Source organism: Hymenobacter sp. HDW8 (genome assembly GCF_011305775.1).
GTDB classification, from domain to species: domain Bacteria; phylum Bacteroidota; class Bacteroidia; order Cytophagales; family Hymenobacteraceae; genus Hymenobacter; species Hymenobacter radiodurans.
Genome location: NZ_CP049907.1, coordinates 1,509,405 through 1,525,050, shown reverse-complemented (window position 1 = coordinate 1,525,050; position 15,646 = coordinate 1,509,405). Strand labels below are relative to the sequence as shown.

Genomic DNA, 15,646 nt, shown 5'->3' with positions numbered 1-15,646 from the left:
GGCCCTTAGCCGTCCGTTCCTGTCGGCGCATCGTTCTTTTATGAAACGTATTAAGCTCATCGAAGTCCGCTCCGAGCTAGGAGCCGGGACTCGCGGGGCCAGTCTGGGCGTAGATGCGCTACGGATTGCCTGTTTAAACAAAGGTTCTGATTATTTCCGCCGGTTCAATTCCGTGGCTGTGCCGGACCTGAATCATGTGCTGTTCGATAAAAACCACTTCCCTTACGCCAAGCACATCGACTCAGTTTATACGGTTCAAAAAAACATTGCTAACACGGTTGAACAAACAGTACGCCTCGGAGAATTTCCACTAGTTCTGGCCGGGGATCATTCCAACGCTGCCGCCACTATAGCGGGCATTAAAACTGCTTATCCGCACAAAACGCTGGGCGTGGTGTGGATAGATGCCCACGCCGATATTCACTCACCTTACACCACACCCTCGGGCAATATTCACGGCATGCCCATCGCTATGGCGCTGAACGAGGATAATCTGGAGTGCCAGCGGAATGTGCCGGAGCCGGAAACCGAGTTTTTCTGGCATCGCTTAAAAAACTTGGGCGAACCCGGTCCTAAGATTAAGCCCGAACACCTGGTGTATGTGGTGGTGCGCGATACGGAGCACGAAGAAAACGAAGTAATTAAGCGCCATAACATCAAGAACTTCAGCTTGGCTGAGTTCAAAGAGAAAGGCCCGAAGCAGGTAGCCCGCGAGATTTATGAGCGCTTACGTTTCTGCGACTTAGTATATGTGTCGTTCGACGTAGATTCGCTGGACTCACGCTTCAGCAAAGGCACCGGTACACCTGTGAAGGAAGGATTGAACGTAGATGAAGCAATTGCTTTATGCCAAGCCCTTTTGGATAACGACCGGATAGTGTGCTTCGAAATGGTGGAAATAAACCCGACGCTCGACTCCGAAAATACGATGGCCAGAAATGCCTTCGACATTCTGGAAGCGGCCACGGATACCATTCAGAATCATCTGCACCTCGCCGACGCTACCTCGCGTCAGAGTCGCGCCACCACGTAGCTCTATTTCGCCCAAAAAAGCCCCCCAGCGCTTGTTTGTGGGGATAAGTGGCGACTAAACAACTGCTGCCATTGAAGTCGGGGTATTAAAGCTGCGGCGGCTTGCCTATATTCAATTCCAGTTCAGGCTAAAACCTAGTAATATGAAGCTCAGGAACGTGCGGTTGGGAGTAATAGCTTTGGCACTTAGTGCCTGCTCCGTAACGCCCCAGAAGCGCGGTCCTGAAGGCGATGTGCCTGGCCAGACCGTAAGCGCCGCTGTTACGGGCACAGTGAGCTACCGCGAGCGAATAGCGCTCCCGCCCACGGCCATCGTAAAGCTGCAACTCCTAGACGTAAGCTTCGCCGATGTAGCCGCCACTGTGCTCGACTCCTTGACCTTGCGCCCTTCGGAGGGCAAGCAGGTGCCGTACGAGTTTTTACTGCGCTACGACCCCGCCCAAATCAAGGCGCAGAGTACTTACGCCGTGCAAGCTCGCATTCTGGCAGATGGCAAATTGCTATTCACGACCACCCAAGCCTACCCCGTTATTACCCACGGCAACCCCCTCGACGTGAACATTGTGCTCCAGCAGGTGAGTGCTAAATAAGGGGCTGGGGGCTTTTTCGTAACCTAAGCCGTAGCTTGCACTACTTTTGTGCCGCTTAACTTCCTAATTCTCCGCACCCCGTGCAACAACTCGAACAAGACATCAAAGCGGCGCTGAGCGCCGCTATTCAGCAGATATTTGGCGCTACGGTCACAACGGAGCAGCTTGTTATTCAGCCTACTCGCAAAGAATTCGCCGGCACATTTACGCTCGTGACGTTTTCGCTGACCAAAAGCCTAGGCAAAGGGCCGGAGCAGATAGGGCAGGCGCTGGGTGAGTGGCTGGTCGCCAATGAACCCCGCGTGAGTGGGTTTAACGTGGTAAAAGGCTTCTTGAACCTAGAAATAGGCGACCGTGAATGGCTGCGCCAGTTTCAAGACTTAGTGCAGCAGCCCGAAAATGCGCCGGTACTCACTAACGGCCCTCGGAATGTGGTGGTGGAATATTCGTCGCCGAATACCAACAAGCCTTTGCACTTAGGCCATTTGCGCAATAATTTCTTGGGCTACTCTGTGGCTGAGATTCTGAAAGCCACTGGCGCTACCGTGTCGAAGGTAAATCTGGTCAATGACCGGGGCATTCACATCTGTAAATCGATGCTGGGCTACCAGAGGTTTGGCCACGCCGAGACGCCCGAGAGTGACAGCATCAAGGGCGACCATTTGGTAGGTAAATACTACGTGCTGTTTGAGAAGCATTACAGGGAGCAAGTTGCTCAATTGGTAGCCGAAGGCGTGGCAGAAGACAAGGCTAAGGCGTCGGCGCCGCTGATGATGGAAGCCCGCGACATGCTGCAAAAGTGGGAGGCCGGCGACGAGGAAGTGGTCAGCCTATGGCGGCAGATGAACGGCTGGGTCTACGAAGGTCACAATGCTACCTACGCGGCCATCGGTGTCGATTTCGACAAGTTCTACTACGAGTCGGGTACTTACCTACTGGGTAAGGAGCGGGTGCAGGAGGGGTTGGATCGGGGATTATTCTACCGCAAGGAAGATGGCTCCACCTGGGTAGACTTAGCTCAGGAAGGCCTCGATCAGAAGATTCTGCTCCGCTCAGATGGCACTAGCGTGTACCTAACGCAAGACCTAGGTACGGCCGAGCTCAAGTACGCCGATTTCCACTACGACTCGAGCATCTACGTTATTGCCGACGAGCAGAACTACCATATGCAGGTGTTGCAGGCCACGCTTCAGAAGCTTGAAAAGCCCTACGCCGACGCCATTCACCACCTCAGCTATGGCATGGTGGATTTGCCCACGGGTAAAATGAAAACCCGTGAAGGCACGGTTGTAGACGCCGATGAACTGGTGCGCGAAGTAGTGGAAGCCGCCAAAGTCGCGACCCTTGAAAAAGGCAAAATCGAAGGCCTGACTGAGGACGAGCAAACCGAGCTGTTTCACATCTTGGGCCTCGGCGCCCTGAAATACTATCTGCTAAAAGTTGACCCTAAGAAGCGGATGCTGTTCAATCCGGAGGAATCGGTGCAATTGGAAGGGCACACGGGGCCGTTTATTCAATATTCCCACGCTCGGATTGCATCCTTAAGGCGTAAGGCTCAGCAAATGGGGATCAGCGAAACCTCAGATTTTTCAACAATTATTGAGTTAGAAAAATCTGAGCGGGAAATGATTGAGGAGTTGGCTCGTTACGTTGCTGTCGTAAGAGAAGCAGCTCGGACATTCTCGCCAGCAGTAATTGCTCAATATGCTTACGATTTGGCTAAGACCTACAATCGTTTCTGGGCAGAAGTACAAGTGCTTACTGACCCTGACGAAACCCGCCGGGCATTCCGTGTGGCTCTTTCTGCCCAAACCGGCCGCACCATCAAAGCGAGTATGCACCTATTAGGCATCACAGTGCCTGAACGCATGTAAGATTAGGCGGCTTGCCTTCGCCTGAATGGCAACGCAAGTAGCTTTTCGAAATAGTCATAGTCGAAACGCGCTCCGGTGCGTTTCGGCCCATACCTTCCCAGATGAAAAGTGTAGCAGTATACTGCGGTTCCAGCGCCGGACACAATGATATCTACCGCCAGCAAGCAGACGCGATGGGGCAAGCCCTAGCTGAGCGCAACATGACGCTGGTGTACGGTGGCGGCCGAGTAGGCCTGATGGGGGCCGTGGCCGACAGCGTTATGCGCCACGGCGGCCGTGTCATTGGTGTTATCCCTGATTTTCTGGCTGATAAAGAACTGGCTCACTTAGGCCTTACGGAGCTGCACATCGTGAAGTCTATGCACGAGCGGAAGCTGCTGATGGCTGATTTGGCAGAAGGCTTCGTGGCCATGCCCGGCGGTTACGGCACTCTAGAAGAGCTTTTCGAGGTCCTAACTTGGGCTCAACTTGGGCTGCACCGCAAGCCGGTAGCGGTGCTCAATGTGGATGGCTACTACAACCAACTCCTGGCCCTGCTCGATACGATGGCGGGGGAGGGGCTGCTACGGTTGGAGAATCGTGGGCAGCTTTTGCAGGACGAATCACCGGTGCTACTGCTGGATAAAATGCTGCGTTTTGAGCCAATAGCAGTCGAGAAGTGGCTTAGCCCACCCACTACATAAGTCGGCAGTAGCCTGATTAAGATAGAGCAGAGCGGGTTGTATCATCATTCTTGTGAGCTCCAAAACATTGGGTTCTTACTTGTGGTTTGGCCGATGCCAGGACGTAGTATCTTCATGCTCAACCATTGAAAAAGCCCCCCATGCAAGCTTTCAGTATTCTTCTGCTCGTTGCGCTCGCCTCCTGCGGATTTTCTTCCTCCTCTCAACCCACAACTGCCCCTACTATGAATACCGCTTCCGAAACTGCTGCCGGCACCGTATACGACTATACTGTAAAAAACATTGAGGGTAAAGATGTGAAGCTAAGCCAGTTCGCTGGCAAGAAGCTGCTCATTGTGAATGTGGCCTCAGAATGCGGCTATACCCCGCAGTACAAGGAATTGGAAGAGCTACACAAAAAGCACGGTGATAAAGTAACCGTACTGGGCTTTCCAGCCAACAACTTCGGCGGTCAGGAACCTGGCACCAACGAGGAAATTGCCACTTTCTGTGAAAAGAACTTCGGCGTTACCTTCCCTATGTTTGAGAAAGTATCGGTAAAAGGCGACGACACGGCGCCCCTATTTCAGTTTTTGGCCGACAAGACGAAGAACGGGGCCATCAGCGACGCGCCTACCTGGAATTTCTGCAAATACCTGGTAGATGAGCAAGGCCACGTTGTTGGTTACTATCCTTCCAAAGTAAAGCCCATGAGTGATGAACTGGTGGCCGCTATTCTGAAATAGAAGGATTGTACCTTTGTTCCTTCCGCAAAACGTCATGCTTTGATAATCTTAGCATGACGTTTTGGTTTCCGCTTCCGGCGTATGACTACTTCCTCGGCTTCTTCCACATCTCCAAACTCAACCCCAAGCTCCGTCAGCGCTTGGGTTTCGGCTTTTCGGCCACGCACGCTGCCCTTAGCATTGGCCAGTATTCTCACGGGGGCTTTTTAGCCGCTGCCGGGGGGCAATTCAATGGCGCCGTTGTGGGGCTGGCCGCGCTTACTACTATCTTACTCCAGATTCTGAGTAACCTCGCCAACGACTACGGCGATTCGCAGAACGGGGCCGACAGCGTGCACCGCGAAGGTCCGCTGCGGGCGGTACAGGCTGGCTATATCACACCGGCCCGTATGAAGCAGGCCATGGGCGTATTTGGCGTAGCAGCCTTTATCTCGGGGCTGGCGCTGCTATGGGTAGCGCTGGGCGCGGCGGGCATGTGGATTCTGCTGACGTTTCTGCTGCTCGGCCTGGCCGCTATTTGGGCCGCTATCAATTACACGGCGGGCAGCAATCCGTATGGCTACGCCGGCTTGGGCGATGTCTCGGTATTCATCTTTTTTGGGCTGGTTGGCGTGGGTGGTACCTACTTTCTGCAAACCCAGACCCTGCCACTGGCTATTCTACTGCCTGCCATTACCTTAGGCTGCTTCGCTACGGCCGTGCTCAACGTCAACAACATCCGCGACATTCGCTCCGATGAGCTGGCTGGTAAAATCACGATTCCCGTGCGGTTGGGGGGCAAATTGGCGCGGCGCTACCACTGGCTACTGCTGATCTTTGGCTTGGGCAGCGCTGCCATCTACGTAGCCCTCACGTACCATTCGCCCTGGCAGTGGCTATTTCTGCTTTCTATTCCACTGTTCTGGTTCAATGGCCGTCAGGTATGGGCCCGACAGGAATCAAAGCAGCTTGACCCGCTGCTGAAGCAAATGGCTATGAGCACGCTGGTGTTTGTGCTCCTGTTCGGAATAGGACAGGTGCTGTAGCAACTACATTTGCACGCTCGAATGGAATGCTAGTGAGCGGTTTCTGGGGGGCAAATGTGTACATTAGCCTGCACTATGCGCGCACTAAACCTGCCCTCGTTCTTGTCTGGTCGACTTCTGTTACTGTGGAGCTGCTTACTTACTCTATGTGCCGCCATGTCGGCTCAGGCGGCAACGGAGGATACATTGGTAATGCGGCCATCCGGCGCCGACTTTTTTATTGACGGCACTTATTACAGTGTGTTAGAGGACCCTACGGGGCAACTAACGCTACATGATGTGCGCCGCCCAGACAAGGCGAGGCAATTTGCCCCCTACACTGGCGCACCCAATATGAGCAATACGAATTCGGCGTATTGGCTGCGTTTTACCGTGCGCAACGAAGACCATTCGGGTACGCACTGGTACCTCGATTTATTCGACTCTCACATCAACGACGTCCGGTTTTTTCAGCCTATCGCTAGCGGCGGCTACAAGCAGTTTCATACCGGTGCCGATCTGCCTTTTGCTACCCGGCCCCATCCCTACAAAGACTTTCTGTTTGATCTGCCCCAGCCGCTGGGCCAGACCCAAACGTATTACCTGCGCTTAGCGTCCAATTCCAAAACGAGCTTCCGCGCCATGATGCGCAACGAGCCTGTGCTGCTCACCCATTTTCAGGCCCAATACGGCTTACTGGGGGCCTTTTATGGAGTGCTTTTCATCATGGTGGTGTATAATCTGTGCATCTACCTTTTTATCGGGGAAGAAACCTACCTGCGCTATGTGCTATACGTGCTGAGCTGTAGTCTCCTTTTTTTATCGGAAGATGGGCTGGGGTTCGAGTATGTGTGGTCCGATTTGCCGTGGCTTAATCACCTGATCAATGCCGGGGCTCCCGTATTGCTGCTCTTTACCTTCATGCACTATGCGCGCGGCTTCCTCGATACATCCTTGCGCGTGCCCCAACTCGATTGGTGGATCCGGCTGATTGGCGCCCTGAGCGTTGTTCTACTAGTGGCAGATATAATGGTAGTGCAATCGGGCTTCAGCTTCTGGCTATATCTGCTGCCTTACTGCCTTATTTATTATGCTGCCTTGCTGGTGTATCGGCAAGGATTGCGGGCGGCGCGCTATTTTCTGCTGGCGCATGCGTTGGTTGCCATCAGTCTGGTTTTCCTGATTACCCGCAAGCTTGGCATCGAATTCTTGAATAATCACTTCACCGTGTATAGCATGAACGTGGCGTTTGTGGTGGAAGTGACCATCTTATCTTACGCGCTGGGCGAAAAGATTAAGGGAATCAAGGATGCCCGGCTGGCCGTGCAGGCTCGCCTAGTTAAGCAGCTTCGCAAAAAACATCTTGCCCAAGACCGCTTGGTGGAACAGCTCCAGCAAAACCAGCAGCTTAAGGATCAGCTGAATTCGGAGCTGGAGGCACAGGTAGCCCGCCGCACCCAGGAACTACGCCAGCAAAGCGAAACCATTGCGGCCCAAAACCGCGAGCTAGTGCAGGCCAATAGCCTTCTGGCTTTGCAATCGGCTGCTATTGAGAAGCTTAACGCCAACCTTCAGCACGATTTGCAGCAGGCACAAACCGCTCGCGTCCTGGCAAAGGAGGTGGACTTTGGCGAGTTCAGCCAGATATACCCCGATAAGGATGCCTGCCTGAGCTACCTAGCTGACCTGAAATGGGCACACGGCTACCAGTGCCGCAAGTGTGGCTACGAGAAGTATTGCGCCGGCCGCGAGCCTCACGCACGGCGCTGTACGCGTTGTCGCTACGTAGAGTCGGCCACGGCTTACACGATGTTGCAGAAGTGTAAATTCTCTATTGTCAAGGCTTTGTATGCTGTCTTTCTAATTAATGCCCACCAAGGGAATTACTCTTCCCAAGAGATGTCCCGGCTTCTGGACCTGCGTCAGGCCACGTGTTGGAGTTTCAGCCAGAAGGTAATGGACGCCATGCGTCGCCGTCGCCAGTCGCCCGACTATGAAGTGAGCGAAAGCTGGACCCACATCCTTCTCGATGCTACCAGTGAAACAGAAGAAGGATCTGAGTCTGACTGCTCCACCACATTATCTCAAAAGGTATAATCCTTACTCAAAGAAGCACACCGGTTTGGGCAACGCAGTGAGGTTGAAAGAATAGCAGATCTAGATATTGCCTTGAACCAGTAACTATTTCGATTACGGAACAGCATTTCTGGTTTTAGGGAGTAAATAGCTTAGAATGTGGGACGGAGGCGGCTTTTGGCAAAAAAAATTATCGGGTGCTCACTTTTTTTCATTGTTTTTTAGCCGCTTCTGCGCGTCTCTTGCGAAAGTCAGCTAAAGCGCGTTAGCCCGTAATTAGCTCTATTTTACGTGTGTAGTAAGTGTATAAGTAAGAATTGATATACCTATAAAATCTTCGTTTTGAGGCTGTGGGGGCTTTTTTGCCTTGCGTTTTCAAAACAAGGACGGATATATTTGGTGAAATTTCCCTGTCTTTATGAGCATACCTACTTACTTTTTACGGGTATCTTTTCTTTTCACAAATACGGGAGTATCATCGGCGCGCCGTCTTCGTCAGCTTGGCTCACAGGGGCTCATGCTCGGAGCATTACTCAGTGCTGGTCAGAGTTGCCAGCGGGCAAGTACTTCTGCTGCCATAGCTCCAGCAACCACAGTCACGGCGGCGGCGCAATCCACAACCGGCTTTAAGTCTGCACCCGTGAGTGAGCGGGTGCGGACCTTGCTTGCGCAAATGACGTTGGAGGAGAAAATCGGGCAGATGACCCAGCTCGCCAATACCACCATTAATAACACCGGACAGCAAAAGGATATAACACTGGATTCAGCCAAGCTAATACCGCTGATCAAGCAGTTTCATATCGGCTCCTTTCTAAATGGAGAGGCCGTAGCTCCGGCGCAGTGGGCTGCTTATTCAGCGGCTTTGCAGCGCATTGCGATGCGCGAATCGCGGTTGCACATTCCCATTATCTATGGGATCGACCACATGCACGGGGCCAGCTACGTATCCGGAGCAGCTATTTTCCCCCATAATCTGAACCTCGGAGCCACTTTCAATCCAGAGTTTTCGCGGCAGGCTGCTCGGGCTACCGTGCTTGAGTCGGCTGATCTGGGGCATCATTGGGTGTTCGCTCCGGTTCTGGACTTGGGCGTGAATGCGCAGTGGCCACGCTTGTATGAAACTTACGGCGAAGATCCGTTGGTAGCATCGGTGATGGGCGCCGCTTATGTTCGGGAACTACAAGAGAACAAAGAAATTGCCCCCTACAAGGTGGCGGCCTGCGGTAAGCACTTTCTCGGTTATTCTGATCCGCGTACCGGCTGGGACCGCACAGTGGCGGAAATCTCCGATCAGCGCATCGAAGAGTTTTTTCGCCCTTCTTTTCAGGCCGCAATCGATTCAGGCCTTAAGAGTATCATGATAAACAGCGGCCAAATCAATGGGGAGCCGGTGCACGCCTCGCGCCGCATTCTTACCGATTTGCTCCGCACCAAAATGGGCTTCCAGGGTGTGGCTGTCACCGATTGGGAAGATATTATACGCTTAGTGCGCATCCAGAAAGTAGCCGCTAACGAGAAAGAGGCGACATTCATGGCCATCGACGCGGGCGTAGATATGGCTATGACACCCTACACCACTACGTTTTGCACGTTAATTAAGGAGCTGGTAAAAGAAGGACGCCTGACGGAGGAGCGTATCAACTTGTCGGCGGGTCGCATACTGCAGTTGAAGGATGACTTGGGCTTGTTCGACAACCCCATGCCCCGCACTGACCGTCTTAGCCGAATTGGCGACCCGGCTCTGAAGCAACAGACGGTAGAAGCTGCCCGCGAGTCTATCGTACTGCTCAAAAACACGGATAATATACTCCCACTCTCGGCGTCCAAAGTGAAACGCCTGTTGGTAGTGGGCCCTTCGGCCGACTCACGGGCAAACTTAGCCGGCGGCTGGACGCTGGCGTGGCAGGGCCGGCCTGAAGACGCGTATCCTAAGGAAGTTCTGACCATTTACGCCGCCTTAAAGAAGGAATATCCGAATACCCAGGTTGAAACCGTCGCTTACCGTGACGCAAAAGGTGCGTTGGCTTTGGCCGGCGTAACTGCTGCCGCTCGCCGTGCCGATGCCGTAATTATGGCTCTCGGCGAACGTCCCTACACGGAAGGGCTAGGTAATACCAGCGACCTGACGCTGCCCGAGGACCAACTGCAATTGGCTCGGGCAGTGCAGGCCGTGGGTAAGCCTTCGGTAATAGTAGTGATAGGAGGGAGGCCCAGTATTATTCGGGGTATAGCAGAGGGCTCGGGGGGCATTTTGTGGGGCGGATTGCCGGGCTTTGGTGGCGGACAGGCCATTGCGGAAATCATCAGCGGCAAGGTAAATCCTAGTGGTAAGCTGCCTTTTACCTATCCACAGTTTGCCGGACACTTCTCGCCATATCACCACGATAATAATGAAAACAGCTTGGAGCTTAGTGACTTCGGAGCTGGTTTTGAGAACCGGGGGGCAAAATATAAGCCTTCTATGCTCACTGAGTTTGGCCAAGGCCTGAGCTATACCACCTTCCGCTACTCCGATTTAAGCCTTGCCGATACCGTGCTCAGTGGTAATACCACGCTGCGAGCTACCGTGCGCGTGACCAACACAGGCGCCCGCGCCGGAAAAGAGGCTTCGCTATGGTTCCTGACTGATGAAGTAGGCCGTATCACCCGCCCCGTGCGCCTGCTTAAGCACTTCGAAAAAAGTGACTTCAAAGCCGGCGAAAGCCGTGAGTTAGTTTTTGAGATTCAACCCCAGCGCGACCTTACTTATCCCGACAGTGATGGTCGGCGGCTACTCGAAGATGGGTACTTTACACTTCGTGTTGGCGATCAACTAAAACGTTTTCGCTACACTGGTGCCACTGCACAAGTACCCACTTCATTGGGAGGTGCAACTGGTGCTACAAAAGGTTCGGCTCCTTAACCTTTACCTGGCTGTGCTATCCCACAAGCCGCACTACCAGGGAGTATTTCTGCATATGCTTTCAGCTTACTTATTCCTACCCAAATGACCCTAAATTCTTACTCATCCTTCTTGCGAAGAGCGATTCTGCTGACAGCCTGTGGGTTGCCAGTGGTAGCGGCTCCCGCCTTGGCCGGGCGAAATTTGCCCCCCAACCCCGTTGTTGCTACACTGGCAACAGCCGATGTACCCGTTACGGGGCGCGTAACCCAATCGAATGGTGATGGCCTGCCCGGTGTCACGGTGCTGGTAAAAGGCACTTCTCAGGGTACTTCCACTAACAGCGACGGCACGTTCTCGATTACTGTACCCGAGGGCGGCACATTGGTATTCAGCTCAATTGGTTTTACCAGCCGGGAATTGTCGGTCACTAGCTCGACTTCCATCCTCAACGTGACACTGGAAGCCGATACCAAAGCCCTGAGCGAGGTAGTCGTAGTAGGCTATGGCACCCAGGAGCGCGGTAGCGTAACGGGCGCAATATCATCGGTTGGCAATGCCGAGATAGTACGCCAGCCCGTGGCCGACCCCACGCAGGCAATTCAAGGCAAGGTTTCTGGTGTAACTATTATCTCTAACGGTGGCGCTCCTGGTGGCGCAGCCGGTACCTCAGTGCGGATTCGCGGTATAACTTCCGCTGGCAATAACAGCCCGCTGTATGTGGTAGATGGTTTTCCGCTGCCTTCAAACGACCGGGAAAATCAGCTCAATGCTATTAGTCCTAACGACATCGAAAGCATTGATATACTGAAGGATGCATCGGCTACGGCTATTTACGGGGTACGCGCGGCTAACGGGGTAGTGATTATCACGACCAAGCGGGGCAAAGCGGGTAAGACCAATGTGAACTTCGATGTGTACCGCGGTATACAGAACGTAGCTCGCAAGCTAGACTTGCTGAACGCGGAAGAATATGCAGTTGTCAACAATGAGAACCGCATCGCGGCGGGTTTGCCTATCGTGGTTGATAAGCTGCGCAATCCAGCCGCTCTCGGCGAAGGCACTGATTGGCAGGACTTAGTGTTCCGTCAGGCTCAGATTCAAAACTACGCTCTGTCGGCTACAGGTGGCACCGAAAGCGCCCGCTATGCCCTCTCGGGTACTTATTTTCAGCAGGATGGTACCATCGTAGGGACCAACTTCGAACGCTTTACTCTGCGGGCCAACGGTGACGTGAAGGTTGGCCGCATGCTCAAACTAGGCAATAGCCTTCAACTCACTCACTTGGAAGACCGCCAGGTAACGACCAACGACGGCGAATACGGTGTTGTACAGCACATGCTGCGTATTCCGGCCACGGTACAGCCCTACCGCCCCGATGGCTACTGGTATGAGCCCAGCGGCGGCGTCGACAATTTCATCGAAGAGAACCCCTTGGCCAGCGCCCAGCGGACTAACCAAAAATTCCAGCGCAACCGGGCCCTCATCTCTTTATATGCTGAGCTAGAGCCCGTTAAAGGCTTACGCTTCCGCACCAACGTAGGTGGCGACTTCGTCTTCGACAATTTCAACTCATTTGCTCCGTCTGCTCCAGTCCTGGCTGGCTATACCTCGCGGTACACGGTAGCCGGCGCTTCGGCTACGTCTAGCTACTCACCTACTTACCTGATTGAGAATACGGCCACGTATGATCACCTCTTCGGGGATAAGCACCAGGTGACTTTCCTGCTCGGGCAATCGGCGCAGGAGTTCAACTACAGCAACGTGGAGGCCTACCGCACCAATTATCTGCGCAATAGCCTACAGGTAATCAACGCGGGCCCTCTTAACACGCAGTTGGCTAACGCGGGCACCATAAATGCCCCCCAGCGCTTGGCCAGCTACTTCGGTCGTCTCAACTATGAGTTTGCCGGTAAGTACCTGTTCTCGGCCGTAGCCCGCTACGATGGCTCGTCGGTGTTTCCTCCCGGTGATAAGTTCGGCTTCTTCCCTGGTGTATCGGCCGGCTGGCGCATTTCGGAAGAAGAGTTCATGAAAGACAACAGCACCATCAGCAACCTGAAGCTGCGGGCTGGCTACGGTAAAGTAGGTAACCCCCTCAATGCTGGTCGCTTTGCCTATCTCTACTCTGTCAACTTCGGCATCACCTATCCATTTGGTCCAGATGGAACCATCAATACGGGCGGTGCTCCCACCCGTTTGGCCAATCCTGAACTGCGTTGGGAAACCAATAACCAGACAAATATTGGCTTGGACATGGGCTTCCTGGAAAACCGGTTCGAGGCCAGCATCGACCTCTACAACCGTAGCTCGCCCAACCTGATTGCCCCAGTGCCAGTATCGCTCGTGTCGGGTACGTATGAAAGCGTAAATACCAACGCAGCCTCTGCTTACAACCGTGGCGTCGACTTCTCCTTCACTTCGCGCAACGTACAGGGCGCAGGTCAAGGCTTTAACTGGACGACGAATCTGAACTTTTCAGCCTTCAAAACAGAGTTGGAGTCATTGGGCCAAGGCTTGCCCTACAATGGCTTAGGCACTCTGAGCGGTACCGTTGTCCGTTATGACGAGGGTCAACCTTTCGGTTCGTTCTTTGGCTATGTAGCTGACGGAATTTTCCAAACGGCTGATGAAGTAGCTGCTCACGCCAAGCAACAAACTGGCACCTCTCCCGGCGACATTCGCTTCAAAGACCTGAACGGAGACGGCACCATCAATGCAGATGACCGCACGTTTATTGGCAATCCTAACCCGGATTTCGTGTATGGTGTTACCAATACAATGACCTTCAAGGGTTTTGATCTGAGCTTCTTTATTCAGGGCTCACAGGGCAACGATGTCTACAACCAGAACCGCTACATCACGGAAGGCGCTTTATATGGTACCACCAACGGTACCACCCGCATACTGAATCGCTGGACTGGTCCCGGCACCAGCAATGATGTGCCCCGCGCCGTTAGCGGCGACCCCAACCAGAACCTGCGGGTATCGACGTACTTCCTCGAGGATGGCTCCTACGCCCGCCTCAAAAACCTGACCCTCGGCTATACGCTGCCCGCAAGCTTGATGAGCCGGATTTCGGCTACCCAACTGCGCGTATATGTTACTGCCCAAAACCTGGCTACGCTAACCAAATACAGCGGCTTCGACCCCGAGGTGAGCTCCAGAGGTGTTGACCTTGGCATTTACCCACAGGCACGGGTGTTCATGGCTGGCTTAAACATTGGGTTCTAAACCTTTAAACTCCCACACAACAATGAATATCTCAAAATATACGTGCGGCGCTTTCCTGCTCACGCTCGGTCTGCTGACCGGCTGCGGCGAGAAGTTTCTGGAAGAAGCTCCCACCGACCAGATAACGGACGCTAACTTCTACAAGACCCAAACGGACGCCATTCAAGCCGTGACGGCCGCTTACAGCGAGCTGACTAAAGAAGGCCAGTACAATGCCGCTCTGTGGGCCATGGATATTATGGCCGACGTATCGACTACTGGCGGCGGCGGCGGCGGGGATGGTATCGAGTATCAGCAGCTCGATAACTACAACATCCCGAATACCAATATTATCGCCTCTCGCCTCTGGGGCGGAAGCTTTATTGGTATTCAGCGCGCCAATATTGTGATACAGAAGGTGCCGCTGATTACCGACATCGATCCGGCTATTCAGAAGCGCTGCTTAGGCGAAGCGCAGTTTCTGCGGGCCAAATACTACTTCGATCTGGTGCGGGCTTACGGCGATGTGCCGCTGTTTACAGCACCTCCCGCCAGCGTAGCGGAGGTTTCTATTCCGCGTACGCCTGCCGTGCAAGTATACGCGCAGATTGAGCAGGATTTGATCGATGCTATTGGCAACCTGCCTGCTTCTTATAGTGGAGAAGATATAGGCCGGGCCACGAAGTGGGCAGCTACAGGTCTGTTGGCCAAGGTGTACCTGACGGAAAATAAAAAACCGGAAGCCGCCCAGCGGGCTCGCGAGGTGATTGCCGGCTCAGGCAAAACCCTGTACGCCAACTACGCCGACATCTTCAAGGTGGAAAATGACAATGGGCAAGAATCACTGTTTGAGGTACAGTTTCAAAACGGCCGCAATCAGTATGACCGTAACAACGTAGGATCGGCGGCTAATCAGTTTTTTGCCCCCCGCGGTGGTGGTCTCACGCCCGTTGGCGACGGATACGGCTTCAATATTCCGGAACCTGACTTCGTGAATGGCTACGAGGCCGGCGATACGCGCAAGGCTGTTTCCATCTTTTCTCCTGGCGATGCCTGGCCCGGTGGAGGTACCAATCCCAACAGCCTGCCCGGCTCACCCTTTGGCTATAGCTCCAAAAAGTGGTTTATCGGCAAAGTGAACACCAACATCTGGGATTCACCTCTGAACATGAAAGTGCTGCGTCTGGCCGAAATGTATCTGATTCTGGCCGAGGCTGTTGGGCCGACGCCTGAAGGAGTGGAGGCCATTAACAAAGTGCGCCGTCGGGCATTTGGGTTGCCCATCAATACGCCATCGGCGGCCCGCGACCTCACAACCGCTACGCCCAACTTCACCGATGCCGTACTGCGGGAGCGCCTCTATGAGCTGGCTTTCGAAATGGACCGCTGGTTTGACCTCAAGCGTACGGGTAAGTTCATTTCGCGCATGACGGAGCACGCTGCTTTTCTGCGCACGGTGGGCGTACAGCGTGGCGTACCTACCGAAGCGAATCTGGTGCTGCCTATTCCGCAGTCGGAGCTTGATACCAATCCCGCTTTAGTTCAGAACCCCGGCTATTAAGCCACTT

General features: G+C 53.8%; 9 protein-coding genes and 1 pseudogene. All 10 read left to right on the top strand.

Translation table 11 applies throughout. The features are described from left to right. Positions 1-40 precede the first annotated feature (40 nt). The 10 genes and pseudogenes from rocF to G7064_RS06245 all read left to right on the top strand — a co-directional run bounded on the left by rocF (position 41) and on the right by G7064_RS06245 (position 15,639). Positions 41-1,033, top strand: a complete 993-nt coding sequence (gene rocF, locus G7064_RS06290) for an arginase (RefSeq protein ID WP_166072922.1) — start codon at positions 41-43, stop codon at positions 1,031-1,033. 142 nt (positions 1,034-1,175) lie between these two features. Further along, positions 1,176-1,622, top strand: coding sequence for a YbaY family lipoprotein (locus G7064_RS06285; RefSeq protein WP_133272088.1), 447 nt, complete (start codon positions 1,176-1,178; stop codon positions 1,620-1,622). A gap of 80 nt (positions 1,623-1,702) precedes the next feature. Next, positions 1,703-3,496, top strand: a complete 1,794-nt coding sequence (gene argS / locus G7064_RS06280; RefSeq protein WP_166072921.1) for an arginine--tRNA ligase — start codon at positions 1,703-1,705, stop codon at positions 3,494-3,496. 101 nt (positions 3,497-3,597) lie between these two features. Further along, entirely contained in the window at positions 3,598-4,179 is a 582-nt protein-coding gene (locus G7064_RS06275; RefSeq protein WP_166072919.1) for a TIGR00730 family Rossman fold protein, read from the top strand. A 224-nt stretch (positions 4,180-4,403) separates the two neighbouring features. Continuing rightward, positions 4,404-4,904, top strand: coding sequence for a glutathione peroxidase (locus G7064_RS06270; protein WP_240935774.1), 501 nt, complete (start codon positions 4,404-4,406; stop codon positions 4,902-4,904). An 81-nt stretch (positions 4,905-4,985) separates the two neighbouring features. Then, a pseudogene (locus G7064_RS06265) lies at positions 4,986-5,929 on the top strand (1,4-dihydroxy-2-naphthoate polyprenyltransferase). A 156-nt stretch (positions 5,930-6,085) separates the two neighbouring features. Beyond that, positions 6,086-8,005: a 7TM diverse intracellular signaling domain-containing protein gene (locus G7064_RS06260; RefSeq protein WP_166072918.1), complete on the top strand. Its 1,920-nt coding sequence runs from the start codon at positions 6,086-6,088 to the stop codon at positions 8,003-8,005. Between the two features lie 496 nt (positions 8,006-8,501). Further along, positions 8,502-10,886, top strand: coding sequence for a beta-glucosidase (locus tag G7064_RS06255; RefSeq protein WP_166072917.1), 2,385 nt, complete (start codon positions 8,502-8,504; stop codon positions 10,884-10,886). A 111-nt stretch (positions 10,887-10,997) separates the two neighbouring features. Continuing rightward, complete coding sequence (locus G7064_RS06250; protein ID WP_166072916.1) at positions 10,998-14,099, top strand: SusC/RagA family TonB-linked outer membrane protein; 3,102 nt, start codon at positions 10,998-11,000, stop codon at positions 14,097-14,099. Between the two features lie 22 nt (positions 14,100-14,121). Beyond that, positions 14,122-15,639: a RagB/SusD family nutrient uptake outer membrane protein gene (locus G7064_RS06245; protein ID WP_166072915.1), complete on the top strand. Its 1,518-nt coding sequence runs from the start codon at positions 14,122-14,124 to the stop codon at positions 15,637-15,639. Positions 15,640-15,646: the final 7 nt, after the last annotated feature.

Coding starts and splice junctions, on each gene's coding strand:
- G7064_RS06255 (WP_166072917.1), top strand. CDS start 8,502: ATGCTCGGAGCATTACTCAGTGCTGGTCAGAGTTGCCAGCGGGCAAGT.
- rocF (WP_166072922.1), top strand. CDS start 41: ATGAAACGTATTAAGCTCATCGAAGTCCGCTCCGAGCTAGGAGCCGGG.
- G7064_RS06260 (WP_166072918.1), top strand. CDS start 6,086: ATGTCGGCTCAGGCGGCAACGGAGGATACATTGGTAATGCGGCCATCC.
- G7064_RS06270 (WP_240935774.1), top strand. CDS start 4,404: ATGAATACCGCTTCCGAAACTGCTGCCGGCACCGTATACGACTATACT.
- G7064_RS06245 (WP_166072915.1), top strand. CDS start 14,122: ATGAATATCTCAAAATATACGTGCGGCGCTTTCCTGCTCACGCTCGGT.
- G7064_RS06275 (WP_166072919.1), top strand. CDS start 3,598: ATGAAAAGTGTAGCAGTATACTGCGGTTCCAGCGCCGGACACAATGAT.
- G7064_RS06285 (WP_133272088.1), top strand. CDS start 1,176: ATGAAGCTCAGGAACGTGCGGTTGGGAGTAATAGCTTTGGCACTTAGT.